This window comes from Neobacillus sp. DZ-9 (assembly GCF_059587065.1).
Genome location: NZ_JCAIOL010000004.1, coordinates 263,856 through 290,597 on the forward strand (window position 1 = coordinate 263,856; position 26,742 = coordinate 290,597).

The 26,742-nt window shown below is 38.6% G+C and carries 22 protein-coding genes; 20 read left to right on the forward strand and 2 right to left on the reverse strand.

From position 1 onward, the window contains the following. The first annotated feature begins 8 nt into the window (after window positions 1-8). Together AC59HZ_RS13095 and AC59HZ_RS13100 are read left to right on the forward strand one after the other, a co-directional pair. Window positions 9-1,007 carry a PfkB family carbohydrate kinase gene (locus tag AC59HZ_RS13095; RefSeq protein WP_496546260.1) on the forward strand — a complete coding sequence of 333 codons (999 nt, stop codon included), beginning with the start codon at window positions 9-11 and terminating at the stop codon, window positions 1,005-1,007. A gap of 15 nt (window positions 1,008-1,022) precedes the next feature. Next, complete coding sequence (locus tag AC59HZ_RS13100) at window positions 1,023-1,517, forward strand: PTS sugar transporter subunit IIA (RefSeq protein WP_496546261.1); 495 nt, start codon at window positions 1,023-1,025, stop codon at window positions 1,515-1,517. 183 nt (window positions 1,518-1,700) lie between these two features. On the opposite strand, the gene AC59HZ_RS13105 is transcribed toward AC59HZ_RS13100, so the two are convergent. Together AC59HZ_RS13105 and AC59HZ_RS13110 are read right to left on the reverse strand one after the other, a co-directional pair. Then, window positions 1,701-2,690, reverse strand: coding sequence for a glycoside hydrolase family 43 protein (locus AC59HZ_RS13105; protein WP_496546262.1), 990 nt, complete (start codon window positions 2,688-2,690; stop codon window positions 1,701-1,703). A gap of 375 nt (window positions 2,691-3,065) precedes the next feature. Continuing rightward, window positions 3,066-4,226 (reverse strand): ROK family protein, encoded by a 1,161-nt coding sequence (locus tag AC59HZ_RS13110; RefSeq protein WP_496546263.1) that lies wholly within the window; start codon window positions 4,224-4,226, stop codon window positions 3,066-3,068. Window positions 4,227-4,428: 202 nt separating this feature from the next. Here AC59HZ_RS13110 and AC59HZ_RS13115 point away from each other — a divergent pair, with 202 nt between their 5' ends. The 18 genes from AC59HZ_RS13115 to AC59HZ_RS13200 all read left to right on the forward strand — a co-directional run bounded on the left by AC59HZ_RS13115 (window position 4,429) and on the right by AC59HZ_RS13200 (window position 26,735). After that, entirely contained in the window at window positions 4,429-5,421 is a 993-nt protein-coding gene (locus tag AC59HZ_RS13115) for a Gfo/Idh/MocA family protein (RefSeq protein ID WP_496546264.1), read from the forward strand. 86 nt (window positions 5,422-5,507) lie between these two features. Then, window positions 5,508-7,658 (forward strand): glycoside hydrolase family 52 protein, encoded by a 2,151-nt coding sequence (locus AC59HZ_RS13120; RefSeq protein ID WP_496546265.1) that lies wholly within the window; start codon window positions 5,508-5,510, stop codon window positions 7,656-7,658. A 226-nt stretch (window positions 7,659-7,884) separates the two neighbouring features. Continuing rightward, window positions 7,885-9,216, forward strand: a complete 1,332-nt coding sequence (xylA, locus tag AC59HZ_RS13125; protein ID WP_496546266.1) for a xylose isomerase — start codon at window positions 7,885-7,887, stop codon at window positions 9,214-9,216. 76 nt (window positions 9,217-9,292) lie between these two features. Further along, the gene (gene xylB, locus AC59HZ_RS13130; protein WP_496546267.1) at window positions 9,293-10,792 is read left to right on the forward strand and encodes a xylulokinase; all 1,500 of its coding nucleotides are present in this window, start codon (window positions 9,293-9,295) and stop codon (window positions 10,790-10,792) included. Between the two features lie 30 nt (window positions 10,793-10,822). Next, window positions 10,823-12,328 (forward strand): GH39 family glycosyl hydrolase, encoded by a 1,506-nt coding sequence (locus AC59HZ_RS13135; protein ID WP_496546268.1) that lies wholly within the window; start codon window positions 10,823-10,825, stop codon window positions 12,326-12,328. 185 nt (window positions 12,329-12,513) lie between these two features. Next, window positions 12,514-13,671, forward strand: coding sequence for a family 8 glycosyl hydrolase (locus AC59HZ_RS13140; RefSeq protein ID WP_496546269.1), 1,158 nt, complete (start codon window positions 12,514-12,516; stop codon window positions 13,669-13,671). 203 nt (window positions 13,672-13,874) lie between these two features. Beyond that, on the forward strand, window positions 13,875-14,882 hold the full coding sequence (locus tag AC59HZ_RS13145; RefSeq protein WP_496546270.1) for an endo-1,4-beta-xylanase: 1,008 nt from the start codon (window positions 13,875-13,877) through the stop codon (window positions 14,880-14,882). 21 nt (window positions 14,883-14,903) lie between these two features. Further along, window positions 14,904-16,310, forward strand: coding sequence for a glucuronate isomerase (gene uxaC / locus AC59HZ_RS13150; protein ID WP_496546271.1), 1,407 nt, complete (start codon window positions 14,904-14,906; stop codon window positions 16,308-16,310). 46 nt (window positions 16,311-16,356) lie between these two features. Next, window positions 16,357-17,202, forward strand: a complete 846-nt coding sequence (locus tag AC59HZ_RS13155) for an SDR family oxidoreductase (RefSeq protein ID WP_496546272.1) — start codon at window positions 16,357-16,359, stop codon at window positions 17,200-17,202. Window positions 17,203-17,247: 45 nt separating this feature from the next. Then, complete coding sequence (locus AC59HZ_RS13160) at window positions 17,248-18,201, forward strand: sugar kinase (protein WP_496546273.1); 954 nt, start codon at window positions 17,248-17,250, stop codon at window positions 18,199-18,201. 10 nt (window positions 18,202-18,211) lie between these two features. Next, complete coding sequence (locus AC59HZ_RS13165; protein WP_496546274.1) at window positions 18,212-18,856, forward strand: bifunctional 4-hydroxy-2-oxoglutarate aldolase/2-dehydro-3-deoxy-phosphogluconate aldolase; 645 nt, start codon at window positions 18,212-18,214, stop codon at window positions 18,854-18,856. Window positions 18,857-18,878: 22 nt separating this feature from the next. Beyond that, window positions 18,879-20,033, forward strand: coding sequence for a Gfo/Idh/MocA family protein (locus AC59HZ_RS13170; RefSeq protein WP_496546275.1), 1,155 nt, complete (start codon window positions 18,879-18,881; stop codon window positions 20,031-20,033). 43 nt (window positions 20,034-20,076) lie between these two features. Further along, complete coding sequence (locus tag AC59HZ_RS13175) at window positions 20,077-21,195, forward strand: Gfo/Idh/MocA family protein (protein WP_496546276.1); 1,119 nt, start codon at window positions 20,077-20,079, stop codon at window positions 21,193-21,195. An 88-nt stretch (window positions 21,196-21,283) separates the two neighbouring features. Continuing rightward, a complete protein-coding gene (locus AC59HZ_RS13180) occupies window positions 21,284-22,078 on the forward strand; it encodes a Nif3-like dinuclear metal center hexameric protein (RefSeq protein ID WP_496546277.1) in 795 nt (264 codons plus the stop codon). A 329-nt stretch (window positions 22,079-22,407) separates the two neighbouring features. Further along, entirely contained in the window at window positions 22,408-23,322 is a 915-nt protein-coding gene (locus AC59HZ_RS13185; RefSeq protein ID WP_496546587.1) for an ABC transporter permease, read from the forward strand. A gap of 14 nt (window positions 23,323-23,336) precedes the next feature. Next, complete coding sequence (locus AC59HZ_RS13190; protein ID WP_496546278.1) at window positions 23,337-24,209, forward strand: carbohydrate ABC transporter permease; 873 nt, start codon at window positions 23,337-23,339, stop codon at window positions 24,207-24,209. 60 nt (window positions 24,210-24,269) lie between these two features. Further along, complete coding sequence (locus tag AC59HZ_RS13195; RefSeq protein WP_496546279.1) at window positions 24,270-25,931, forward strand: ABC transporter substrate-binding protein; 1,662 nt, start codon at window positions 24,270-24,272, stop codon at window positions 25,929-25,931. Window positions 25,932-26,036: 105 nt separating this feature from the next. Continuing rightward, window positions 26,037-26,735: a YesL family protein gene (locus tag AC59HZ_RS13200; RefSeq protein WP_496546280.1), complete on the forward strand. Its 699-nt coding sequence runs from the start codon at window positions 26,037-26,039 to the stop codon at window positions 26,733-26,735. The last annotated feature ends 7 nt before the right edge of the window (window positions 26,736-26,742 follow it).

A 26,742-nucleotide genomic window follows, 5' to 3' on the forward strand; every position in this document is an offset into this window, starting at 1 on the left:
ACAAACGGATGAGAAGCGTTTTAACTTTGGGAGAGATTCTGCTTCGGTTATCTACCAGTAATGATTGTCGATTAAGCGAAGCGAAACAATTGCAGGTCATTTATGGTGGTGCTGAGGCTAATGTTGCGATTAGCTTGGCTAATTTCAACCATCAAGTATCCTTCGCAAGCAAAGTTCCCAATAATCCCCTTGGACATGCTGTAAAAAAACATTTAAAGCGTTTTGGGGTTTCAACTGAATTTTTGCTATTTGGGGGAGCTCGTTTGGGAAGCTACTATTTGGAGAATGGCGTGGGGGAACGTTCTTCTTCTGTCATTTATGATCGTGCTCACTCCAGTTTCGCAGAGATGGAGCGGCTGGAGTGGTCAATGGATGAGCTATTTCGTGATGTTGAGTTATTTCATATTTCCGGCATTACACCAGCGCTGTCAGCGGGTTGGGCAACTATGACGCATCATTTAATAAAAGAAGCAAAAAAGCGTCATGTTAAAATCAGTTTCGATATGAATTATCGGGGAAAATTATGGAGTTACACTGAAGCGGGAAAAGTATTGGCGACCTTGCTTCCCTACGTCGATTATTGTTCCGTCGGAAAACTGGATGCGATCAACCTTCTAGGGATTGAGGAGCACGAACTTGATGACCTTTCTTATTATTACGAACAAATAAACAAGATTTATCCTAACATTGAGGTGTTTTACTCTACTTTACGGGAAATCAACTCATCTAGTGACCATACATTGGTTGGAACCCTATGGAGTAATGGGGCGCTTTACAGGTCAAAAAAACATTACATCGCGCCAATCATTGATCGTGTCGGTGGCGGCGATGCATTTTCAGCAGGAATTTTACATGGAATTCTTTCAAAACACGATTTTGATTATACCGTTTCTTTTGCAACAGCTGCGGCAGCCTTAAAGCATACCATTTTTGGAGACTGCAACCAATTCTCCATCGAAGAAGTAGAAGAATTTATGAATCGTCAAGATCAAAGAATCATTAGGTGATAAAGGGGTATTATCATGTTTAAAAATCTATTTAAGAATAATAAGAGTTTAGTAGAAGAAGTATTTTCACCTATGGACGGCGAAATTGTTTTATTATCAGAGGTGCCGGATCCTGTCTTTGCACAGAAACTAATTGGGGATGGCGTTGCCATTGTACCAAAGAGCGGAAAAATGGTTTCGCCTGTAAACGGTCAAGTGATTCAGGTTTTTCCTACTAAACACGCAATTGGAATCAAGACAAAAAACGGGCTAGAAATACTTATCCATATTGGATTGGAAACCGTTGAATTGAACGGGGAAGGTTTTGAAGTACTGGTTGGCAGCGGATCAACTATTAAAATCGGCGACCCACTGGTGAATGTGGATTTAGAGTATTTAAAAAGCAAAAACAAAGAAATCATTACCCCCATCATTATTACAAATATGGAAAAAGTTTTGGAAATCACCCCAATTCATAACGGGCCGGAAGCGACCTGGGGGGATGGATTGTTTACTTGTAAAATTAAATAAATAATATGCAACCGAAAGGATCAGGATTCAACTGAGCCATTTTTTTAAGTTCTATTGTTTTCGGAAAAAGTAAAGTAAATGACAACCACGATAAGCATGGAAATAGGTATTCTCCATTCAATAAGCCTAACCAAAATTTATTAATAAGAAAGCTGGCTTCAACAAATGAAGCCAGCTTTCAATTTAATTATTATCCCCATAAGGGTCTATTGTTTGAATCGTTCCGTCCTCGTTATATTTCAGTTCCGTGTATTTCACAGATCGTTTATGGTCGACGCCATCGGATAACGAGCAATCGTGATAAAACAGATACCACTTATCTTTAAACTGGACGATCGAATGATGAGTGGTCCAGCCGATGACAGGTGTTAGAATCGTCCCTTTGAACACAAATGGGCCTTGTGGATTTTCACTAACTGCATAAACTATTTTATGGGTTGTTCCCGTAGAATAGGAGAGATAATAAAGACCATTGTATTTATGAACCCATGGGCCTTCGAAATATCTCCGGTCTTCGTCACTTGCAAGAATCGGATTTCCATTTTCATCAACAATGGAGATCTCCTGCGGTTCGCTTTTAAATGTAAGCATATCATCACTTAGTTCAGCTACTCTTGGTCCTAATGCCGGTTCTGTCGGAGCCGGACCTTCGGCATCTGGATTAAATGTTCCTGTCTGCCACTTTTCCAGCTGTCCACCCCAAAGGCCGCCAAAATAAACATAGGCTTTTGAATCATCATCCGTTAACACAGCCGGGTCAATACTGAAGCTGCCGGGAATGTAATTTTCCTCTGGTGTAAAAGGTCCTGCAGGACTTGAGCTTGTCGCGACGCCAATTCTGAAAATGCCATCCTTATCTCTTGCAGGGAAAAATAAATAATACGTGTTATTTTTGTATGCCGCATCAGGTGCCCAAAGCTGTTTGCTTGCCCAAGGAATATCTCTTAAATGTAGCACTTCACCGTGGTCTACACATGGTGAATTTACATTATCCATAGATAAAACATGGTAATCTTCCATCTTATACTGATCACCATTATCATTGGAAGGTTCATCATGATCAAGGTCATGAGAAGGATATATATAAATTTTTCCTTCATATACATGGGCAGAAGGATCTGCCGTAAATATGTGCGTAACTATAGGTTCATTAGGTTTTGAATTTTTTTTCATAATATCCCTCCATTAAATAATGTAAGATTTACATATTTATTATAGCTGAAATGAGTTAACTTTGTATATCCGAACAACTAACTTTTTTATGGATAGTTTTCAGTCATAGAGTATTACAGTGGAATTTCTAACATTTATCAATGCCTCAAAATAATTTAATGAAAAAACTAGGAGAATTTGTTTGAGAGTTATACAAATTTTATTTATACTTAGTTTATATGATAAACAAATAAAACAAAAAAATTCATCAAACTATTTAAAAATTTTAAAATATAAGCTTCCATCTCAAATTAAATAAATCAGCTCCAATACCCTGGAGCTGATTTTTAAAATTATAGTTACTAATATCTTTTACATAGGAATCTGGATAAGGATTTAAGAAGCTTCTACACCGTCTTTTATAAAACTTTCTACCACAAATGCGGAAACACCTAAAGCAGCAGAAAAGATGGAAAGCTGTGAAAAGTGTAATTGCATTTCTTTTCGGTGAAAAGGAAGCGTATGGGTTTCAATCGCCTTTCGGATAGGCTGCTCCAGCCACTTTTTAGCCTTTGCCAGCCGGTTTCCAATAATGACTTGCTCAGGGTTAAACGTATTAATAATATTATTAATTCCATACCCGAGATAATTGCCAATTTCTTCAAACAGGGCTAAGGCACTAGGGTCATTTTTTTCAGCTAATTCAATCAGCAACTCCAATGATAAATACTTTTGGTTTGCTACATTTATCAATGCGTGTTCAGAGGCGTATGTTTCCCAGCACCCTTTACTGCCGCAGCGGCACTGCCTGCCGTTTACCTCAATAATCATATGCCCCATTTCTCCGGAAAATCCATTTTTTCCTTGATATAAGTTATCATCTAAGATAATACCGACCCCGATACCGATCCCGGCACTTACATAAATGATATTTTGAAAATTTTGACCCGCTCCAAATTGTTTTTCACCATATGCACCTGCATTTGCTTCATTTTCAATGATAACAGGTATATTGAATTTTTCTTCAATCGCTGTTTTCAAGGAAATGTCGCTCCAATTTAAATTGGGAGCTAGCAGAATGGTCCCTTTTTTATCGACAATGCCAGGGACACCAATTCCAATCCCAACTATTCCGTATTTACTAGTTGGCTTTTCTTCTATTAAAGTGCCAATCATTTTTACCACATGGTCCAAAACCGTCTCATATGAGTTATCCAGAATTAATTGATTTTTTTCAAGCAGGATATTTCCTTTTAAATCCGTTAGTACACTTAAAATATAATTAACCCCAATATCAATTCCAATCGCATATCCTGCGACTTTATTGAAATGAAGAAGGACGGGGCGGCGTCCACCGCTGGATTCACCTGGACCGGATTCATAAATTAATTCTTCTTCTAATAATTCATTGACCAAGGAAGAAACAGTAGCTTTATTTAAGCCTGTTACTTGTGCAATATCTGCCCTTGATAAAGGTTCTTTTTGCAAAATGATTTGTAAAACGAGGGATTTATTATTTTTTTTAACTGTATGCTGATTCCATGTCATCGTTTGCATTCTTAACGCTCCTAACATAGTAAGTATATCAATTTTAACATAAACTTTGTTTGTTTGATATACAAACTTACACCTAAGTGATATAATGAAATTATTCATATTCTAAAATGTCTATAAAAAAATTATAGACGATTTATTGAAAAATAACCATGTTCTAGGCTGTTAGTCATATATAAATGTCAATTCGAAGGGACTGTTAGCAATGAAAAAGGTCCGTTGGGGAGTTTTGAGTACAGCTAATATCGCTCTTACTCAAGTAATCCCCGCTATATTGCGTTCGGAAAATGCGGAGATTGTGGGAATAGGAAGCAGAGGCGATAAAGCTAAGGCTGTCGCTGCAGAACATTCTATTCCAAAATATTATGATAGCTATGAGAAACTACTTAATGATCCGGAAATTGAAGCCGTTTACATTCCGCTGCCCAATCATCTACACAAGGAATGGGCAGCAAAAGCAGCTGAACATGGAAAACATGTTCTCTGTGAAAAACCAGCCGCATTAACGGCAAATGAATCAAAAGAAATAATAGAAGCTTGCAAAGAAAATAATGTGTTATTTATGGAAGCATTTATGTACCAATTTCATCCCCAGCATCAAAGGGTTCGAGAAATCCTAGCATCTGGCGAAATTGGCGAGGTCAAATTGATGCGTGCCAGCTTTTCGTTTTTCCTGGGAGAGAGGCAAGAGAATATCAGGATGAAAAAGGAGATGGGGGGCGGCAGCATTTTCGATATTGGCTGCTATTGTATTCACGCAATTCGCAATATCCTTAAATCAGAACCCAAAGAAGTGGAGGCCTTTGCTGACCTTGATTTTCAATCGGGCGTAGATTTATCAGCCGTTGTTTATATGAAGCTGGAAAACGGAGTAAAGGCAATGTTTGATTGCAGTTTTGATATGACCTTTAGACAAGAATATGAAGTAATTGGAACTAAAGGCCGAGTAACCGTACCAAGCGCCTACCGTCCAGATGTAAATGGCAGTGAGGGACTTATTATGGTTCATTCAGAACAGGGAGAACGTACTGAAAAAATTGTTGGCGACCAATATAAGAATCAAGTTGAGCATTTTTCCAAAGCAATTATTGAAAATATCCAGCCCTCTTATCTTCCGGAAAATACATTACAAAATATGCGAGTAATCGATGCCTGTTATCAGTCAATTGAAAGCAAGGCAGCAGTATTAATAGGGTAAAATAATTTTCAATTAACTTTTTATAGCAGCTGATGCCAAAGTGAAATATTTCTATACATTTAAATAATAGAAAGCAGGGGAACAAATTGGTAAAAAATATATTTTTTAATGCACATCATTCACCAATAGGTGCTTTTGCAAGTTTTACACTTGGGTTTTACGGTGATGGAGGCGGGTTGGATTTAGAGCTTGGCCGGCCGCCCAGGAAAAATGTATATGTGGGAGTCGAGTCGATAGACAGAGAAGGGATTTATGAAGCACTTCCTTTTTTTGATATCGTAGAGGATGAAAGTAAGCGTTATGACATTGAAAATATGGATCCTGATCAAAATAAACCAAAAATCATTTTCCCTTTCTCAAAAGAAGATATAAAACGTGATTTCCAATTAGGTACAGATACATGGAAGGCAGGCGATTTAACCTTTACTATTTATTCTCAAGCCCAATCCGTACCAGATCCTTCTTCAGCTGCGGATGAAGAAATGAAAGCAGCCTTAGTCCCTGCCGTCTGGGCGGAGCTTACCATCGATAATACAAAAGGAACGAAAAGCCGCCGTGCCTTTTTTGGCTACCAGGGCAATGATCCATATAGCTCGATGCGTCGTTTAGATGACACATGTGACGGGATAGCTGGTGTCGGACAAGGCCGTCTGACAGCTATTACAACGAACAATCCTAACGTGAAATCAGCGCTCCATTTCAGCCTTGAAAACATTTTAACAACACCAATTGAAGAAAATTGGACCTTCGGCTTAGGACCATTGGGAGCACTAGTAATGGATGTTCCGGCAGGAGAAAAATGTTCCTACCAATTTGCCGTTTGCTTCCACCGTTCAGGTTATGTAACAGCAGGAATAGATGCATCTTATTATTACACTAGATATTTTCCAAACATTGAATCAGTTGCCGTTTATGCGCTGGAGAATTTTGATCAGTTCAAAAATCGTGCTGAAGAAGCAAATGGTTTAGTAACAGGTGCACATTTATCAGAAGATCAAAAATTCATGATGGCCCATTCTATCCGCAGCTATTATGGTTGTACACAATTGCTCGATGTTGATGGCGAGCCTTTCTGGGTAGTGAATGAAGGCGAATATCGCATGATGAATACCTTTGACTTAACCGTTGACCAAATCTTTTTTGAATTAAAGATGAATCCATGGACCGTTAAAAATGAGTTAGACATGTTTGTAAAACGGTTTAGCTATGAGGATAAAGTACGTTTCCCTGGTGATGAAACGGAGCATCCTGGAGGAATCAGCTTTACTCATGATATGGGTGTGGCTAATACCGTTTCCCGTCCACATTATTCGTCGTATGAGCTTTACGGATTAGACGGATGTTTTTCTCATATGACCTATGAACAGTTGGTTAACTGGGTGTTATGTGCCTCCGTTTATGTGGAACAAACAGGGGATCATGAATGGTTAAATGACAATTTGGCTATTTTTGTCCGCTGTTTTGAAAGCATGTTGAACCGGGATCATCCGGAGCCAGAAAAGCGGGATGGAATAATGGGGCTCGATTCAACACGGGTAATGGGCGGCGCTGAAATTACAACTTATGATAGCTTGGATGTTTCACTAGGTCAGGCAAGAAACAATATTTACTTGGCAGGAAAGACATGGGCATCTTATGTTGCGCTCGAAAAGCTATTTGCCGATAACAATCTTGAAGAATTGTCAAAGGCTGCAGCCAGCCAAGCTGACAAATGTGCTGCGACAATCGCCAGCCATATGACTCCTGGTGGTTATATCCCAGCCGTTATTAAAGAAGGAAACGATTCTAAGATTATTCCAGCGATTGAGGGACTTATTTTTCCTTATTACACAAACAATCATGAAGCACTAGATTCAAATGGTCGCTTTGGCACCTATATTCAGGTATTGAAAAAGCATTTAGAAACAGTACTTACGGATGGAGTTTGTTTGTTTGAAGATGGCGGATGGAAAATTTCTTCAACTAGTAATAATTCATGGCTGAGTAAAATTTACTTAAGTCAGTTTATTGCCCGCCAAATTCTTGGGTTGGAATGGGATGAAAAGGGCGGACAGGCAGATGCAGCGCATGTTGCTTGGTTAACGCATCCAACTTTATCTATTTGGAGCTGGAGTGATCAAATTCTCGCTGGTGAAATTATTGGCAGCAAGTACTATCCTCGTGGTGTAACAAGTATTTTATGGCTTGAGGAAAGTAAAAAATCATCGCCTTTAGTGGCAGCCTCTCAAAAAGCATAAATTTGAAAAGTGACTGTCTAGGTAGTCTAGACAGTCATTTATTCTATTAATCATATCTCAAAAAAAGAAATAATATTTTTTTATTAATCTTAGTTTATTGGATAGACAAACTAAGTTGAGGGTGATATAATCAAATCAGAGTTAGGGTTTCAGATTACAAGGTTGAAGTTTTGAAAGCCGTTACATTCTTGGATCTATTACTATTTATTATAGGAGGAGTAATCCCATGACTTATTTCGAAAACATTCAGAAAATCCAATTTGAAGGTGCATCATCTAAAAATCCTTTATCATTTAAGTACTACAATCCAGAAGAAAAAATAAACGGGAAAACAATGGAGGAAATCCTTCGTTTCTCTGTCGCTTATTGGCATACATTCACAGCTGATGGAACAGATCCATTCGGCGTTGGAACAGCAATCCGCCCATGGAATCATTTAAGTGGTCTTGATTTAGCTAAGGCACGAGTAGAGGCTGCTTTTGAACTCTTTGAAAAATTAAATGTACCATTCTTCGCTTTTCACGATGTTGACATCGCTCCAGAAGGTAGCACATTAAAAGAAACAAATGAAAACCAAGATATTATTGTTTCAATGATCAAAGAATATATGAAAACAAGCAAGACAAAATTGCTTTGGAATACAGCTAATATGTTTACGAATCAAAGATATGTTCATGGTGCAGCTACTTCTTGTAATGCAGATGTATTTGCATACTCTGCAGCTAAAGTAAAAAAGGCTTTGGAAGTTGCAAAAGAACTTGGAGCAGAAAACTATGTTTTCTGGGGCGGCCGTGAAGGCTACGAAACTCTTTTAAATACGGATATGAAGCTTGAGCAGGACAATTTAGCACGTTTCTTCCATATGGCTGTAGATTATGCGAAAGAAATTGGCCTGAATGTTCCATTCTTAATCGAGCCAAAACCAAAAGAGCCAACAAAGCATCAATATGACTTTGATGTAGCTACAGGTCTAGCATTCTTACAAAAATATGATTTAACAGATTACTTTAAGTTTAATATTGAAGCAAACCATGCTACTCTTGCCGGCCATACATTCGAGCATGAGCTAAGAACTGCACGTATTAATGGTATGCTTGGATCTGTGGATGCTAACCAAGGTGATACACTGCTTGGCTGGGATACTGATGAATTCCCAACGGACTTGTATTCAAATACATTAGCTATGTATGAAATTTTGAAAAATGGCGGTTTAGGTAAAGGCGGACTTAACTTCGATGCGAAAGTAAGAAGGGGATCATTTGAGGCGGAAGATCTTTTCCATGCACACATTGCTGGTATGGACGCATTTGCCATCGGACTAAAAGTAGCGAACAAGCTTATTGAAGATAAAGTTCTTGATAGCTTTATCGAAGAGCGCTATAGCAGCTATACAAAAGGAATTGGTTTAGATATTGTCGAAGGCAATACAAACTTCCGTGAATTAGAAGAATATGCCCTTCAATTAACAGAAATTAAGAATCAATCAGGCAGAACAGAACGCTTAAAAGCATTGGTGAATCAGTATATTCTAGAAGCTCTTTCAAGCGTGACTGTTTAAGATATCTAAAAAATATGAACAAGAAATGTGCTGGAAGTTATTACTCCAGCACATTTTTTAGAAAAGGAGGATAACCATGAAATACGTAATTGGTGTTGATCTTGGAACAAGCGCAGTAAAGATTTTACTCGTTAACCAAAAGGGTGAAGTTTGCCAGGAGGTTTCTAAAGCATATCCTTTAATAATTGAAAAATCTGGATATAGTGAGCAGGATCCAAATGAATGGGTTGAAAAAACATCTGAGGGAATAACGGAACTCATTCAACAATTTAGTGGAGATGTTAAGGATATTGAAGGAATCAGCTTTTCAGGACAAATGCATGGTCTAGTTTTATTAGATCAAAACAATCAGGTTTTGAGAAATGCCATTTTGTGGAATGACACTAGAACTACGAAACAATGCCAAGAAATTTATCATGTTGTCGGCAAAGAGCATTTGTTAGAGGTCACTAAGAATCCTGCGTTAGAAGGTTTTACCCTGCCTAAAATTCTCTGGGTTAAAGAAAATGAACCTCAAATCTTTGATAGCTCAAGCGTGTTCTTACTTCCAAAGGATTATTTGCGTTATCGGTTAACGGGGAATATCCATATGGAATACTCTGATGCGGCAGGTACTCTCATGTTAAATGTAGCCAAGCGGGAATGGAGCACGGAAATATTAGATCTATTCGGCATTACACCAAAGTTTTGCCCGCCATTAGTAGAATCTCATGCATGTGTAGGAACAATCTCTGCTGAGTTTGCACAAGCAACAGGACTATCAGAAGCAACAAAGGTGTTTGCTGGTGGTGCTGACAATGCGTGCGGCGCAATCGGTTCAGGGATTCTATCAGAAGGGAAAACATTAAGCAGCATTGGTACATCTGGTGTTGTTCTTTCGTATGAAGAAAGAAATGACCTTGATTTTGAAGGGATGGTTCATTATTTTAATCATGGCGAAGAAAACGCTTATTACACCATGGGTGTAACCTTGGCAGCTGGGTATAGTTTAAGCTGGTTTAAAGATACTTTTGGCAAACAGGAAGCATTTGATCAATTCTTAGAGGGCGTAGATTCTGTTCCTGCCGGCAGTAATGGATTAGTCTTTACTCCTTATATCGTTGGTGAGAGGACACCACATGCTGATTCGAACATTCGAGGAAGCTTTATCGGCATTGATGCCTCTCATGAAAGAAAGCATTTCGCCCGTGCTGTCCTAGAAGGAATAACGTTCTCTTTAAATGAGTCGATTGAAATTTTTAGAAAAAATGGAAAATCAATCAACACAATTATTTCAATTGGCGGCGGTGCTAAAAACGAGACATGGCTGCAAATGCAGGCTGATATTTTTAATGCAAAAATCGAAAAGCTTACCAGTGAACAAGGGCCAGGTATGGGAGCAGCGATGCTCGCAGCATATGGATGCGGCTGGTTTACCTCATTAAAAGAATGTGCCCAAGAATTTATCCAAACATCTAAAACCTATTACCCTATTAAAGAAAATGTAGAGACTTATCAGAAACTTTTTGGGATATATCAGCAAGTTTACACACAAACAAAGGTTCTTAATGATCAACTAAAGGAATTTAGAAAATAAGAAGCAGTCTTAATAAGGTGGAATGCATTCATGAAGAAAATAGTTGTCAGTGAAAACGCACCAGAACTATTTAAAAAGAATTGGAAGCTATGTGTCGGGACTGGAAGATTGGGACTAGCCCTGCAAAAGGAATACCTTGAACATCTGAAGCTGGCAAAAGAAGCTATAGGCTTCGATTATATACGGGGCCATGGTCTTTTGCATGACGATATCGCCATTTATCGTGAAATGGAAGTGGACGGGGAAATACGCCCATTTTACAATTTCACGTATATTGATAGAATATTTGATTCTTTCTTGGAATTGGGGATTCGCCCCTTTGTAGAGATTGGATTTATGCCAAAGCTTTTAGCTTCGGGAGATCAAACAATCTTTGATTGGAAGGGGAACGTTACACCTCCAAAAGATTATGAAAAATGGTCCAATCTAGTAAAGGCGGTTGTTTCTCATTTTACTGAACGTTATGGTCTAGAAGAAGTATTAAAATGGCCATTTGAGATTTGGAATGAACCGAATCTAGTTAACTTTTGGAAGGATGCCGATAAACAGGAGTATTTTAAATTATATAAAATGACGGCGAATGCAGTGAAGGCGGTTCATCCTGATCTTCAAGTCGGTGGTCCGGCAATTTGTGGCGGTGCTGACGAATGGATTGTTGAATTCCTTGACTTTTGCAATAAAGAGAAGGTCCCTGTGGATTTTGTTTCTCGTCATGCTTATACATCAAAGCAGCCAAGTAAAGTGACCTATGATTACTACTATCAAGAATTAGTTGAAAATACGTCAATGCTGGAGGAGTTTAAATCGGTACGCGGTTTAATTAATGAATCTGCATACCCGCATTTGCCATTCCATATTACGGAGTATAACACATCCTATAGCCCTATCAATCCTGTACATGACACAGTGTTAAACGCCGCGTACTTAGCTCGGATTCTTAGTGAGGGCGGCGACTATGTTGATTCTTTTTCCTATTGGACATTCAGTGATGTGTTCGAAGAGGCAGGTGTACCAAAGGCGCAGTTCCATGGCGGTTTTGGGTTGATCGCGTTAAATGGAATTCCAAAGCCAACCTTCCATTTGTTCTCTTTCTTCAATTCTCTCGGAGAAGAACAGCTATATCGCGATGATAATACGTTAATTACAAGAAGAAAAGATGGCAGTATTGCTATTGTTGCATGGAACCTGGTAATGGATAAAGGGACTGGCTTTGAAAAGGAAGTTGAATTTGAGCTCCCTGTATCCTTTAATGAGGCCTTTGTAAAACGCCAAACTGTTGATGAAAATCATGCTAATCCTTGGCGGACCTGGCAGGAAATGGGACGTCCGAGATTTCCTGATAAAACGAGTATAGAAACATTACGCCAGGCGGCAGTGCCCCTTGTTAGAACAACCAGAACACAGTCTGTTAATGGCAAAGTAACTTTCAAGACTAGCTTAAGCAAAAATGAAGTGACTTTAATTGAATTCATCCCAGTTAAAGACGAAACCGAAACATACATCGGTTTAGACGATACCTTAATAACTTCTTATTAAGAAAATGGCTGTGTGAATGGTAAATGGTGATTTTGTAACTATGTTGATTGTAGCGGAAGGCACGAAGACTCCTGCGGGAGGCTCCCCGGACCGCCCGCGGAAAGCGAAGTGCCTGGAGCGGAAATCAACAGCCAAATTTAAAGAGCCTATAGTAAAAAAATAAGGGTTGATGGGAGGCTAATAAGATGAGGTTAACTCAAGGGAATTCAGCTTCTTTTTATACAGGGGAGTATCAGAATCTGTTTAAAGAAATCGGTAAAACAGAGGAAGAGATCAACAGCAGAATTCAAGAAACATGGGAACAGCTTTTTAATGGGGACGAAAACACCAGATTTTATTATCCGGTGGGAGAAGATTTAGGTTACATGCTGGATACGGGGAACCTGGATGTACGTACAGAGGGCATGTCTTACGGGATGATGATGGCCGTGCAAATGAACAATAAGGATGTTTTTGACAGGCTCTGGAAATGGACAATGAAAAACATGTACATGACGTCTGGAGAAAATGCCGGCTATTTTGCCTGGTCCTGTAGTCCTGATGGTTCAAAAAATTCCTATGGTCCAGCCCCGGATGGAGAAGAATTTTTCGCCTTGGCCTTATTCTTTGCTTCCCATCGCTGGGGAGACGGACCAGATCCATTCAACTACAGTGTGCAAGCAAAGGACCTATTGCGGACCTGCCTCCATAAAGGGGAAGACGGCGAAGGCTTTCCAATGTGGAATAAAGATAATAAATTAATTAAATTTATCCCTAATTGTGAATTTTCGGATCCATCCTATCATTTACCTCATTTTTATGAATTATTTGCGTTATGGGCCTATGAAGAAGATCGTTCATTTTGGAAAGAAGCAAGTATTGCCAGCAGAGAATACTTAAAGATTTCCTGTCACCCGGAGACAGGTTTAGCGCCGGAATATGCATACTATAATGGAAAGCCAAACAATGAAAAGGGCTATGGACATTTTTTTAGTGATGCTTATAGGGTAGCAGCCAATATTGGACTTGATTATGAATGGTTTAGGGGCGATGAATGGGAAACAGAGGAAGCCAATAAAATCCAGGGATTCTTCGCTGACAAAGACCCGTCTGATTATCGTCGTTATACCATTTCTGGTGAGCCTTTTGAAGAGCAATCGCTTCATCCAGTTGGTCTGCTTGCGACAAATGCTATGGCTTCTCTAGCTGCAGATGGGCCGGATCGTTTAAGATGGGTTGAGTTATTTTGGAATACACCAGTCCGAACAGGCGTAAGACGGTATTACGATAATTGCCTCTATTTTTTCAGTCTGCTGGCGTTAAGCGGCAACTATAAAATTTGGATGCTTCAAAAGGATAAATAAAAACTTTTATAAAAGGAAGATCCCATAAGTCAATAGGCTTCAGGGAGAATGCAAGATGCATTCTCCCTTGACTAATAACAGAGTTTAATAAAAACTCTGTTATTTTAATTGTAAATTCGCCATGAATTTTATATGATTAATATAGTTAGTTTGTTGTTTGTATAAACTAACTTCATGCTATTCATTTACAAGGAGATGTTTAAATGACCACGCAAACAAGAGTGGGGATTCCTTCTTTACAGAAGGTGTATGAAGACTATTTTGACATCGGTGCAGCAGTAAACCTTCGAACAATAGTGACACAGGAGAATCTATTAGCACAGCATTTTAATAGTATAACGGCGGAAAATGATATGAAATTTGAATCATTACAGCCGGAAGAGGAGCAATTTACGTTTGAAAAGGCCGATAAATTGGCAACGTTTGCACTTGAAAATGGCATGAAGATGCGAGGGCATACATTAATTTGGCACAATCAGACACCTGCATGGGTCTTTCAGGATTCAGAAGGAGAAAAAATTACAAGAGAACAATTGTTAATACGGATGAAGGATCATATTACGACTGTGATGCAGCGCTATAAAGGACAAATTTACTGCTGGGATGTAGTGAATGAGGCGGTAACTGACGAAGGAACTGAACTATACAGACAAACAAATTGGTTAGACATTATCGGTCAAGATTATATAGAGAAAGCCTTTGAATTTGCACATGCGGCAGATCCCGAAGCTCTGCTTTTTTACAATGACTATAATGAGTCAAATTCAGAAAAGCGTGAAAAAATTTATCAGCTTGTTAAGTCATTGGTTGATAAAGGGATTCCAATTCATGGGATTGGCCTCCAAGCCCATTGGAATTTAATGAATCCAAGTATTAATGAGATTCGTTCGGCAATTGAACGATATGCATCACTTGGACTAAAGCTGCAGCTTACGGAATTAGATGTATCTGTTTTTACTTTTGAAGACAGGCGAACAGACCTTACTGAACCAACAGGTGAAATGAAGGAACTGCAGTCAATAAGATATGAACAAATTTTCCAATTGCTTAGAGAATATCGCGAAGTGATTACTGCCGTTACCTTTTGGGGAGCTGCTGATGACTATACATGGTTAAATGATTTCCCTGTAAAGGGCCGAAAAAACTGGCCATTTCTTTTTGATGAAAACCATCAGCCAAAAGAATCCTTTTGGAAGGTTACGAGCTTTTAATATTAGTAAGGAGGAGAAGAATTGAAAGCGTTTATACATAATGATTTCCTATTAAATAATGATTCCGCCAAAATTCTTTATCATGAATATGCGAAAAACATGCCTATTATTGATTACCATTGTCATTTGGAACCGAAAGAAATTGTGGAGAACCAACCGTTTACCAATCTTACACAAGTTTGGTTAGCGGGAGATCATTATAAATGGAGGGCAATGCGCAGTGCCGGGATTGATGAGAAGTATATTACGGGAGACGCAAGTGACAAGGAGAAATTCCTCGCCTGGGCAAAAACAGTGCCGCAAACGATTGGAAATCCTTTATACCATTGGACTCATTTAGAATTAAAACGTTACTTCAATGTAGATATATTGTTAAACGAAGAGAGCGCTTTAGAAATTTGGGAGAAGTGTAATCAAATCCTGCAAAAAGGTGAGATGACGCCTCTGAGTCTTATTAATCGATCAGATGTAAAAATGATTGGAACAACAGATGGACCGTTAGATAGTCTAGAGTATCACAAAGCAATTCGAAGCAATGAAAGTATTGCCGTCAAGGTATTGCCTTCTTTCAGGCCAGATCCTGCTATTGAGATTAACAAATCTACTTTTTCTCCTTTTATTGAACAGCTAAGAAAGGTAACAGGTTCTGAGATAACTAGTTTTCAACAATATTTGGATGCATTAGAAGATCGGGTCCATTATTTTCATGAAGCTGGCTGCCGTATTTCCGATCATGGCTTTGAAGGCCTAGTCTTTGAGGAATGCTCTTTTCATGAAGCGGCTGCAATTTTTCAGAAAAAGCTAACAGGGGAATCGATTTCGATTCTGGAGGAAAATAAATTTAAAACGTTTATTATGATTTTTCTTGGTGGGCTTTATGCTGCTCATAATTGGGTAATGCAGCTGCATATCGGGGCCATCCGTGACAATAGTACAAGGATGTTTGAACAAATTGGCCCTAATACTGGCTTTGATTCGATTAGTGACTTAGAAATGGCAAGGCCTTTAAATGGGTATTTAAATGCATTGGACAGGATTAATCAACTTCCAAAAACGATCATATATAACCTAAATCCTGCCCATAACTATGTGATTTCGTCAGCTGTTGGAAATTTTCAGGGTGGAGGAGTCAGAGGGAAAGTTCAATTTGGCTCAGGCTGGTGGTTCAATGATCAAAAGGATGGGATGATCCGACAATTAACTGATCTTGCAAATGTAGGATTACTTAGTCACTTTGTCGGCATGTTGACCGATTCAAGAAGTTTCTTGTCGTATACAAGACATGAATATTTTAGACGTATTTTATGTAATTTAGTAGGTCAATGGGTCGAACTCGGTGAAGTTCCAATGGATTATTCTTTCTTAGGCAGGGTTATTCAGGATATCTGTTATAACAATGCTAGAGATTACTTTGGTCTGACTGAATAGTAGTTTTTAAGTTTTATGACATACACACCGAAAAGGAGAAACAAAAATGCTGACATTAAATCCGAATTTGCAAGGGAAAGTCGCAGTAGTCACTGGCGGCGGCGGTGTTTTATGCGGCTGCATGGCAAAAGAGCTGGCCAGGCAGGGAATGAAAGTAGCCATTTTAAATCGAACATATGTGAAGGCTTTAAAGGTTGTTGACGAAATTAAGTGTAATGGCGGGGAAGCCATCGCGATAGAATGTGATGTATTAAATGTAGAAAGTGTAAAAAAAGCAGAGGAAATCGTTTCTGCTGAATATGGAAACTGTGATGTGTTAATCAATGGTGCTGGCGGAAACCATCCTAAAGGAATCACAACAAAGGAAATCTTTGAGAAAAATGATCTTAACAAAGATGATTTAATGACTTTTTTTGATATGACACCTGAAGGGTTTGGATTTGTTTTTAATCTAAACTTCATCGGTACACTTATTCCAACTCAAGTTTTTGCCAAAAGGATGATCGATAATCAAGGAACAATCATTAATATTTCCTCGATGAGTGCTCCAAGTCCAATGACTAAGGTGCCTGCTTATAGTGCAGCAAAATCGGCGATTGAGAATTTTACTAAGTGGCTTTCCGTGCATTTTGCAGAAGCAGGTATTCGTGTTAATGCCATTGCACCTGGATTTTTCTTAACTGAACAAAATCGTGCACTATTAACGAATCCAGATGGAACGAATACTGAAAGAACAAACAAGATTCTCGCACATACACCAATGAGAAGATTGGGGAAGCCTGAGGATTTACTAGGTACCTTATTATGGCTGGCCGATAAAGAAGCAAGTGGTTTTGTTACAGGAATCAGCGTCCCGGTAGATGGCGGCTTCATGGCCTATTCCGGAGTATAAATGAAACCAAAGTCCCGAAATGTAAGAGCCGGAAGGAGTGATTATATGGACGTGGTTACAATTGGTGAAACAATGGCAATGTTTACACCTCAATCATCACCATTAATGAGGTATGCAGAAACTTTTATAAGACGATTTGGTGGTGCTGAAACCAATGTGGCCATTGGATTAACAAGATTAGGACATCACGCTGGCTGGATTAGTAAAGTTGGAGACGATGAATTCGGAAAATCCATGCTTTCGTTTATACGTGGAGAGGGCGTAGATGTCAGCCAGGTAGGGATAGATGAAACAGCACCAACAGGGATGTATTTTAAAGAAATCAGAAGTGGTAATCAAGTACGCGTTCAGTACTATCGTAAGGGCTCGGCAGCTAGTCAATTGCAGCCATCCGACCTAAATGAACAGTATATTGCGAATGCGAAATACTTACATGTTACTGGGATCACGCCCGCATTAAGCGAATCATGTTATCAAACGATTTTAAGGGCAATTTCCATCGCTAAAGAATACAAAGTAAAGGTCATCTTTGACCCTAATTTGCGCAGAAAGCTTTGGTCAGAAGACAAAGCAAGAAAGGTTTTACTAGAAATTGCTGCTCAGGCAGACATTATCCTGCCTGGCGTCGAAGAAGGCTCTTTCTTGTTTGGTGAAGAGGAGCCTGAAAAACTGGGGGATTTATTTTTAAAGCTTGGAGCATCCATTGTTATTTTAAAAGTCGGTGCAAAGGGCGCCTATTACTTTAGTGCAAATGACAAGCAACTGGTCCCAGGCTATCCGGTGAAAAACGTTGTTGACCCAGTCGGAGCAGGGGATGGATTTGCAGCCGGGTTTATTTCGGGGCTGCTAGAAGGTCTCCCTTTAGATCAGGCGGTAAAAAGAGGCAATGGGGTTGGAGCAATGGTAACCATGATTCCTGGTGATTTCGAAGGATTGCCAAGCCGAGAAGAGCTTCAAGCTTTTATGGAATCAACAAATTCCGAGGATGTAACTAGATAAGGAGGTACGTATGAGTTTATTACAGGAAATAATCGAGAGTGGAGTCGTTGCTGTAATACGGGGTGCCAAGCCTGATACGATTGTTCCGATTGCGGAATCATTAGCGGCTGGCGGCGTAAAGGCCATTGAAATCACCGCAGAAACGCCTGGGGCGTTACGATTGATTGAAAAGGTTTCGATTGAGCTTGGCGATCAAGTAATAGCTGGTGCTGGTACTGTATTGGATCCGGAAACAGCCAGGACTGCGATTATGCATGGAGCGAAATTTATTTTTTCACCGACAATAAACACAGAAACAATTAAAATGACGAAACGCTACGGTGTCATCAGTGTTCCTGGTGCCATGACTCCTACGGAGATTTTAACAGGATATGAATGCGGCGCTGATCTTATAAAAGTTTTTCCTGCCAACATCCTTGGCCCTGGATATTTAAAAGACGTTCATGGGCCATTGCCGCATATTCCACTTATGCCTACCGGTGGAATCGATTTATCCAATGCCGGCAGTTATATAAAAGCAGGGGCAATCGCAGTCGGTGTAGGCAGCACTCTCGTAAATACAAAGGTTGTTATGAATGATGCATATTTCGTTGCATTAACGAACAAAGCAAAGCAGTTTGTAGAAGAGGTAAGAACTGCTAGAGATAGTAAATGAAAATATGATAGGAGGAAAGACAGTGATTAATGTAGCAATAGTTGGTTCGGGTGCAATCGCGTCTGCACATATAAAAGCGTATCTAGGATTTTTAGGAAGGTGTAACATTGTTTCTGTTTGCGATATTTATCCAGAAAAAGCCGAAAAGATGGCAAAAAATCTCAACTTAAATGTTGATATATATAGCGATTATAAGCAAATGCTAGATCGCCCGGATATTGACTTAATTTCTGTTTGTACCCCTCCATATACTCATGCAGAAATAGCGATCGCTTTCTTGGGGGCAGGGAAACATGTCCTTGTTGAAAAACCGATGGCTTCTTCACTTGAAGAATGTGATGCAATGAATCGAGCTCAAGAAAAAAGCGGAAAAATCCTATCGGTCATTTCACAGAACCGTTTTACAAATCCGATGATGAAACTAAAGTCGATTCTCGATACAAACTTAATGGGACCGATTGTCCATACTCAAGTTGATTCCTTTTGGTGGAGAGGACACAGTTATTATGATTTGTGGTGGAGAGGAACATATGAGAAAGAGGGCGGTGGATGTACTTTAAACCACGCCGTCCATCATATTGATATTTTTCACTGGATGAATGGTATGCCATCAGATGTTACAGCGATTACAAGCAATACATCCCATGATGATGCTGAAGTGGAAGACTTGTCTATTGCCATTTGCCGTTATCCAAATGGAAGCTTGGCGCAAATAACAAGCTCGGTTGTCCACCATGGGGAAGAACAGCAATTGATTTTTCAAGGGAAGAATGCCCGTGTATCCGTTCCATGGAAGGTAAAAGCATCGAAATCAAAACAAAATGGATTCCCTGAAAAGGATGAAGAATTAGAAACGAAGCTCCAAGAAGCATACGAGCAGTTGACAGATCTTGAATTTGAGGGCCATGCTGCTCAAATTGATGATGTTTTATCGGCGATTGAAGGGAAAAAGGAAATTCTTATCGATGGCAAGGAAGGAAGAAAAACACTTGAATTAATAACTGCCATTTATCAATCGGCAAGTACAGGTAAAACGGTAAAGCTACCATTAGATGAAAGCAGTCCTTTCTACACACAAGAAGGTGTATTAAAAAATGTAACACATTTTTATGAAAAGAAAACCCACATTGAAAATTTTGCTGACAATGCAATTACCCTCGGCGGAAAGTACGAATAAACGTATCACCTCAAACTTTAGTGATGGAAAAGGAGCGGTTGGAATGGATCGGAATGATGGGATGAATTATGCACCCAAAGGTTTGGTTAAACGTGTTGTCGTTGAACCTGGCGTTTTTCAATTTGCTGCCATTGGATTAGATCATGGCCATATTTATGGAATGTGCAACGGCTTAATGGAAGCAGGCGGACAATTAGTTGCTGTATATGATCCAGATCCAAATAAGGTAAAAGGCTTTGTGGCAAGATATCCTGAAGCGAAAATCGCTTCATCCGAGGCAGAGATTTTAACTAATGCTGACATTAAACTGGTTGCCAGCGCGAATATCCCGTCTGAACGCGGACCACTGGGGCTTCGCGTACTTGATCATGGCAAGCATTATTTTACCGATAAGCCCGCCTTTACCACAATGGACCAAGTGAAAAAGGCAAGACAAAAGGTAGCTGAGACCGGACTTAGATGGGGAATTTATTACGGCGAACGGCTGCACTCTGAAAGTTCCATATTTGCCGGACAACTAATTGAAGAAGGCGCCATCGGCCGGGTGATTCAAGTAATGGGTACTGGCCCGCATCGTGCGAATCCTAAAAGCAGGCCAGATTGGTTTTTTGATCCTGAATATTATGGCGGAATTCTTTGCGATATTGGCAGCCATCAAATTGAACAATTTTTACATTTTACTGGTGCGAAAGATGCTAAGGTATTGCATAGCAAAATAGGAAATTATCATTTTAAACAATATCCAAAGTTTCAGGATTTTGGGGATGCTACACTTGTCGCTGATAATGGTGCAACCTTCTATTTCCGAGTCGATTGGTTTACGCCAGACGGGCTAGGGACGTGGGGAGATGGAAGGGTCATTATTTTAGGTACTGATGGCTATATTGAAGTAAGAAAGTATATTGATATAGCCAGAGATTCGAGAGGCGATCAATTATATCTTGTTAACCATCAGGGGGAAAAACACTTTCAACTATCTGGTAAAGTTGGCTGCCCGTTCTTTGGAGAATTTATTCTTGACTGCTTAAACGGAACTGAAAAAGCGATGACCCAGGAACATACATTCAGAGCTGCTGAATTATGTATTGAAGCGCAACAAAAAGCTATTTGGATTGAAACTGCGGAACAAGAACCATTAGTTACACTTGAATCTAAGAACTAATTTGAAATATTGGGGATTGAGTTGCCTGCACCTAATTTAGGCAGCTCTTTCCATACTAAAGCATAAAGTGTTGAAAGGATCGAACAACATGTCATTAACAATTCAGAATGTCCTGGATAAATTAATGGAGCCAGTGGATAGAATTCCAAACACAGCAGACACCCTCAAGTCTGGTGATTCTACCGCAAAAGTAAAGGGGATTGCCACTGCGTTTATGGCAACACATAACGTCATTCAACAGGCGATCAACCTAGGGGTAAATTTGCTCATAACCCATGAAGGGATTTATTACAGTCACCATGACAAAACAGATTTTTTAGATAATGACCCTGTAGTTATGGAAAAAAGAAAGCTTATTGATGAATCCGGTATTGCTATTTTTCGTTTCCATGATTATTTGCATCGATATCAACCAGATGGAATTATGGTGGGTTTGCTAAACGCTTTGGGATGGCAAAAGTATGTAGAGGAAAATCAAGCAGCTGCAACAATAGTAACAATCCCAACTAGAACAGCTGAGGAAATTGCTAAGTACGTAAAGACTAAGTTGGGCATTTCGTTCGTACGGACTGCTGGAGATTTATCAGCTCCCTGTACTCGTATCGGATTGTTAGCAGGATTTAGAGGCGGCGGAACGTTGTCAATTCCACTTTCTAAGGAAAAGAATCTTGATTTAATTATTTCAGGGGAAGGTCCAGAATGGGAAACTCCCGAGTATGTACGGGATGCGGTTTATCAAGGGAAAAATAAGGCGTTAATTGTTCTTGGACATGCAGAAAGTGAAGAACCTGGTATGAAGCATTTGGCAGAAGGGATATCAATCATGTTCCCGGATATTCCAGTTCATTTTATCCCTGAAAAGCCCACATTCCAAGTTATTTGATATGAAAATGACCGAAATTGGAGCATGATAACAAATCGTTATGTAGTTAAATCGAGATAATAAATTTAATTATTTGAATCTTAAAAATATAGCTGAAACCGCTTGCAACTAGATACCCACGATGGTAGAATGAAATTAGATAGTTTGTAGGTTAAACAAACTATGTTGGGAAATTATAGTAAGAAAGAAATTGAAATTCCTATATGTTATTCATTGATCCAGATCAAATGTAAGACAAAAGAATAAAAAAATAAAATAAGGAGGCGAATAAAATGAAACAAATAGTTGAGCTTTCAAACCAAACACAGGAAATTGGAATCCCCAACATAATGAACACAAAAAGAGCTAGAATACTTAAAGCCCTAAAAAAGGATTGGCAATTGTACTCTCTACTAGTTTTACCAATTATTTATCTGGTGGTTTTCAAATACATCCCGATGATCGGTAATATTATTGCCTTTAGAAGATTCATTCCTGGAGGAAACATTTTTGGTGAAGAGTGGATTGGGCTTCATTACTTTCAAATGTTCATAGGGGATGCGAACTTCTGGCACGTATTTAAAAACACTCTTGTGACTAGCAGTTTAACATTACTATTTGTTTTTCCTGCTCCAATCATTATTGCCTTGTTATTAAATGAAATAAGGTCTACAAAATTCAAAAAATTCATACAAACGGCTTCTTATTTACCTCACTTTCTATCGATCGTTATTATTAGTGGAATGATTTTACAATTAACATCTACCAGTGGTGCAATCAATGCATTAATTAAACTTTTTGGCGGAGAACCTATCCTTTTTATGCAAGATTCAAATTGGTTTAGGCCCGTTTATATCGTCTCTGAAGTTTGGCAAACGATGGGATGGGGAGCCATTCTTTATTTAGCTGCTCTTACCAATATCGACGAATCCTTATATGAAGCGGCGAAAATTGATGGAGCTAACAGATGGAAACAAACCATTCATATTACGATTCCAGGAATTCTTCCAACTGTGATTACATTACTAATCTTGAATATTGGAAGCATCATGGCAGTAGGATTTGAAAAAATCTTATTAATCTATAACCCATTAAACTATGAAACTTCGGATGTTATATCTACTTATCTTTACCGGGTAGGTTTACAATCTAGCAGCTTTAGTTATGCGACAGCAATTGGCTTGTTTGAATCCATCATTGGATTGGTTTTAGTCTTTTCTGCCAATTATCTATCTAAAAAATTTACCGACAATGGATTATGGTAAGGGAGGAGAAACCAGTGAAGGATTCCATCCAGTACAAAATATTTAAAGTTATTAACGTAATTATCTTATTACTAATTGTATATGTGACTTTATTTCCTTTTCTGAATGTGGTTGCCCAATCATTTAGCGGTCAGGCAGAAATTAACGCAGGTAAAGTCAGCATAATACCAAAAGGATTTAACGTTGAAACCTACAAAACGATACTTCATGACAAGACCTTCTGGACCAGCTATCGGAATACTATTGTATACACAGTTGTAGGTACATTCATTGCGATGGCGATGACGACAATGTTTGCTTATGTATTATCGAAAAAGCGGCTTATGGGTCGCAAGTTCTTTACCTCCATGGCCATTTTTACAATGTTTTTTAACGGAGGATTGATTCCTAACTATATCCTTATTAAGACACTTGGGTGGACGAATTCCATCTGGGCAATCGTCGTACCTGGTGCTATCAGTATTTTTAATATGCTGATCATGAAATCATTTTTCGAAGGAATGCCGGAGGAACTTGAGGAAGCGGCATCGATTGATGGAGCCTCGACATACAGAACATTCTTACAAATCATCCTGCCGTTATCGAAACCGATTTTAGCAACAATGGTTCTGTTCTATGCGGTAGGAAACTGGAATTCATGGTTTGGGGCATTCCTCTATTTGGACAATTCTAACATGTTTCCTGTGACTCTTTATTTGAGGAATCTTTTAGCAGGAGCAACATCCGGTCAATCTGCTGGTGCTACTTCTGCAGATGATTTGACCCAAATTGCTGCCAATATTAAGGCAGTAACCATGGTATTAACTGTATTGCCAATTTTATGTATCTATCCGTTTATTCAGAAATACTTTGTTTCCGGTATCATGCTTGGATCCGTAAAACAATAATTTGGATGCAACTTATTTCCATAAGTTCATTATAAAATTACAAAAATGGAGGAAAATGCAATGGCAAAGGTTTTAAAGAAGTTCATGTTTTTAATTGCGTTAATTACTGCGATTGGTAGTTTACTATCTGCTTGCAGCAGTGATAAAAGTACAAGCTCAACTGCCTCTTCTTCTACTAAAGACAAGGGTGCATCCATGGCAGACTATGGAGTCGGAAAAACATTTAAAGCATCAAAACCGATCTCATTTACAACGATGTACAATGATGCTGCGTGGTATGCATATAAAAAGGATTGGCTGTTATGGAGTGAAATTACAAAAAGAACTAATGTTACCTTAAAACCGACAGTTGTTCCAATGAGTGATTATGATCAAAAAAGAAGTTTATTAATTAGTTCTGGGGATGCACCGTTAATTATCCCTAAAACATATCCAGGTCAAGAGACTAAATTTGTTTCATCCGGTGCTATTTTACCGATTAGTGATTACGTAAAATACATGCCAAACTATATGGATAAAGTGAAAAAATGGAACTTGCAGCCTGAAATTGATAATTTACGACAAGAAGATGGTAAATATTATGTACTTCCTGGATTACACGAAGAAGTATGGCCAGATTACACATTAGCAGTTAGAACCGATATTTTCGAAAAGAATAATATCGCCATTCCGAAAACATGGGATGAATTTGAAGCCGCATTGAAAAAATTAAAAGAAATTTATCCTGATATTACACCATTCTCTGATCGTTGGAGTACAACAGGAGCAGTTAGTCCGCTGGGTGCTTTATTGCAATATGCAGCTCCTACTTTCGGAACTGTCGGCGGCTGGGGAACATCAAACTATGTTAAATTTGACAAAGAAAAAAATAAATTCGTTTATGCTGGTGCAACAAACGAATACAAAGAAATGCTTCAGTATTTCAACGGACTTATCAAGGAAGGTTTGATAGACAAAGAAAGCCTTACCCAAAGTGATGATGTAGCAAAACAAAAATTTGTAACAGGTAAATCATTTGTTATTAGCAGTAACTCTCAAGAAATTGTAGCAATGCGTACTGATATGGACAAAAACCTTGGTGCAGGCAAATACTCTATCGCAAAAATTGACGTACCTGGAGGACCTAAAGGCAACGTTATCGGCGGTACAAGATTGGAAAACGGAATCATGATTAGTGCTAAGGCAAAGGATGATCCTAATTTTAAAGCTTTACTGCAATTTATTGATTGGTTATGGTATAGCGATGAAGGTGAAGAATTAGCTAAATGGGGCGTTGAGGGAACAACCTATAAAAAGGAAAATGGTAAACGTGTTCTTATGCCAGAAGTTAACTTCCTTGGCCTAAATCCTTCCGGAACGAAAGATTTACGTGTTGACTATGGTTTTGGAACTGGTTCTTTCGCATATGGTGGAACAACGGATTTACTTCAATCCACGATGAGTGAGGAAGAAGTTAAATTCCAGGATAGTATGCACCAAAATAAGGAAGTATTACCAGTAGATCCGCCATATCCAATGAGTGCAACGGATCAAGAACAAGCAACACTTATTTCTACACCATTAACAGATACAGTAAAACAAAATACTGCTAAGTTTATTTTAGGTAGCCGTCCATTATCTGATTGGGATGCTTATGTTTCCGAATTAAAGGCTAAAGGTATGGATAAATATTTAGATATGGTTAATAAAGCTTATAAAGAAGCTCAAAAGAAGATTAAATAATAGAACATAATGATAAAGATGAACTGCCTGCAATGATTACTCCTTTACAGTTGCAGGCAGTTTTCTTATCAGGGCTTTTACTAAATCATTAAAGGGAAGATGGTTATGAAGCAAAAAAATGCGTTCGGTGAAGGAACATTCTTTGGTTTAACAAATCATATTTATGCTCTTTTAATGACGAATATTTATTTTGTCCTGAGTAATATTATCTTTTTATTTTTTTTCATCACATTAGAACCTACTTTTTCAAATATCACCATTTATTTTCTAGTACTTATACCAACAGGACCTTCGATTTCTGCGCTTTTCTATTCAATTGGAAAATTGATTCGTGAAAAAGAGCTTTCTTCGTTAAATGACTTTTTCCACGGATATAAAATAAATTTTAAAGACTCGATGAAATTTTGGCTCCCGCTTCTATTTGTCTTATATATTCTATTTGTTGATTTACAATATTTTAATGCAAATCCATCTACAATCAATAGTGTTTTATCGGTTGTATTTATTATTGGTATTATCTTAACGATGATCGTATTAATGTATGCCTTTTTGATTACCGCCGGTTTTAAATTTAGATTGAAGGATATTTGGAAGCTTTCTATTTATTACATTTTCAAAAAAGTAAAAATTACCTTAGGTAATATTGGTATTATCTTTATTACATTATTTCTCACAACCATAACATCAAATTTTTTAATCCTATTTATAGCAAGCCTTGTTTCTTATTTATTCATGCTAAATAACAAAGAGGTATTGGAAGATATTAAAGTGAATTTTTGCGAACCGGAAAAACACCTTGGTTAGGAGTCAG

Excerpts from the sequence above, each read along its gene's own strand:
- AC59HZ_RS13095 (WP_496546260.1), top strand. The coding sequence starts at position 9 with ATGAGAAGCGTTTTAACTTTGGGAGAGATTCTGCTTCGGTTATCTACC.
- xylB (WP_496546267.1), top strand. The coding sequence starts at position 9,293 with ATGAAATACGTAATTGGTGTTGATCTTGGAACAAGCGCAGTAAAGATT.
- AC59HZ_RS13105 (WP_496546262.1), bottom strand. The coding sequence starts at position 2,690 with ATGAAAAAAAATTCAAAACCTAATGAACCTATAGTTACGCACATATTT.
- AC59HZ_RS13100 (WP_496546261.1), top strand. The coding sequence starts at position 1,023 with ATGTTTAAAAATCTATTTAAGAATAATAAGAGTTTAGTAGAAGAAGTA.
- AC59HZ_RS13115 (WP_496546264.1), top strand. The coding sequence starts at position 4,429 with ATGAAAAAGGTCCGTTGGGGAGTTTTGAGTACAGCTAATATCGCTCTT.
- AC59HZ_RS13180 (WP_496546277.1), top strand. The coding sequence starts at position 21,284 with ATGTCATTAACAATTCAGAATGTCCTGGATAAATTAATGGAGCCAGTG.
- AC59HZ_RS13200 (WP_496546280.1), top strand. The coding sequence starts at position 26,037 with ATGAAGCAAAAAAATGCGTTCGGTGAAGGAACATTCTTTGGTTTAACA.
- AC59HZ_RS13185 (WP_496546587.1), top strand. The coding sequence starts at position 22,408 with ATGAACACAAAAAGAGCTAGAATACTTAAAGCCCTAAAAAAGGATTGG.
- AC59HZ_RS13195 (WP_496546279.1), top strand. The coding sequence starts at position 24,270 with ATGGCAAAGGTTTTAAAGAAGTTCATGTTTTTAATTGCGTTAATTACT.
- AC59HZ_RS13175 (WP_496546276.1), top strand. The coding sequence starts at position 20,077 with ATGGATCGGAATGATGGGATGAATTATGCACCCAAAGGTTTGGTTAAA.
- AC59HZ_RS13135 (WP_496546268.1), top strand. The coding sequence starts at position 10,823 with ATGAAGAAAATAGTTGTCAGTGAAAACGCACCAGAACTATTTAAAAAG.
- AC59HZ_RS13145 (WP_496546270.1), top strand. The coding sequence starts at position 13,875 with ATGACCACGCAAACAAGAGTGGGGATTCCTTCTTTACAGAAGGTGTAT.
- AC59HZ_RS13160 (WP_496546273.1), top strand. The coding sequence starts at position 17,248 with ATGGACGTGGTTACAATTGGTGAAACAATGGCAATGTTTACACCTCAA.
- xylA (WP_496546266.1), top strand. The coding sequence starts at position 7,885 with ATGACTTATTTCGAAAACATTCAGAAAATCCAATTTGAAGGTGCATCA.
- AC59HZ_RS13155 (WP_496546272.1), top strand. The coding sequence starts at position 16,357 with ATGCTGACATTAAATCCGAATTTGCAAGGGAAAGTCGCAGTAGTCACT.
- AC59HZ_RS13165 (WP_496546274.1), top strand. The coding sequence starts at position 18,212 with ATGAGTTTATTACAGGAAATAATCGAGAGTGGAGTCGTTGCTGTAATA.
- AC59HZ_RS13110 (WP_496546263.1), bottom strand. The coding sequence starts at position 4,226 with ATGCAAACGATGACATGGAATCAGCATACAGTTAAAAAAAATAATAAA.
- AC59HZ_RS13140 (WP_496546269.1), top strand. The coding sequence starts at position 12,514 with ATGAGGTTAACTCAAGGGAATTCAGCTTCTTTTTATACAGGGGAGTAT.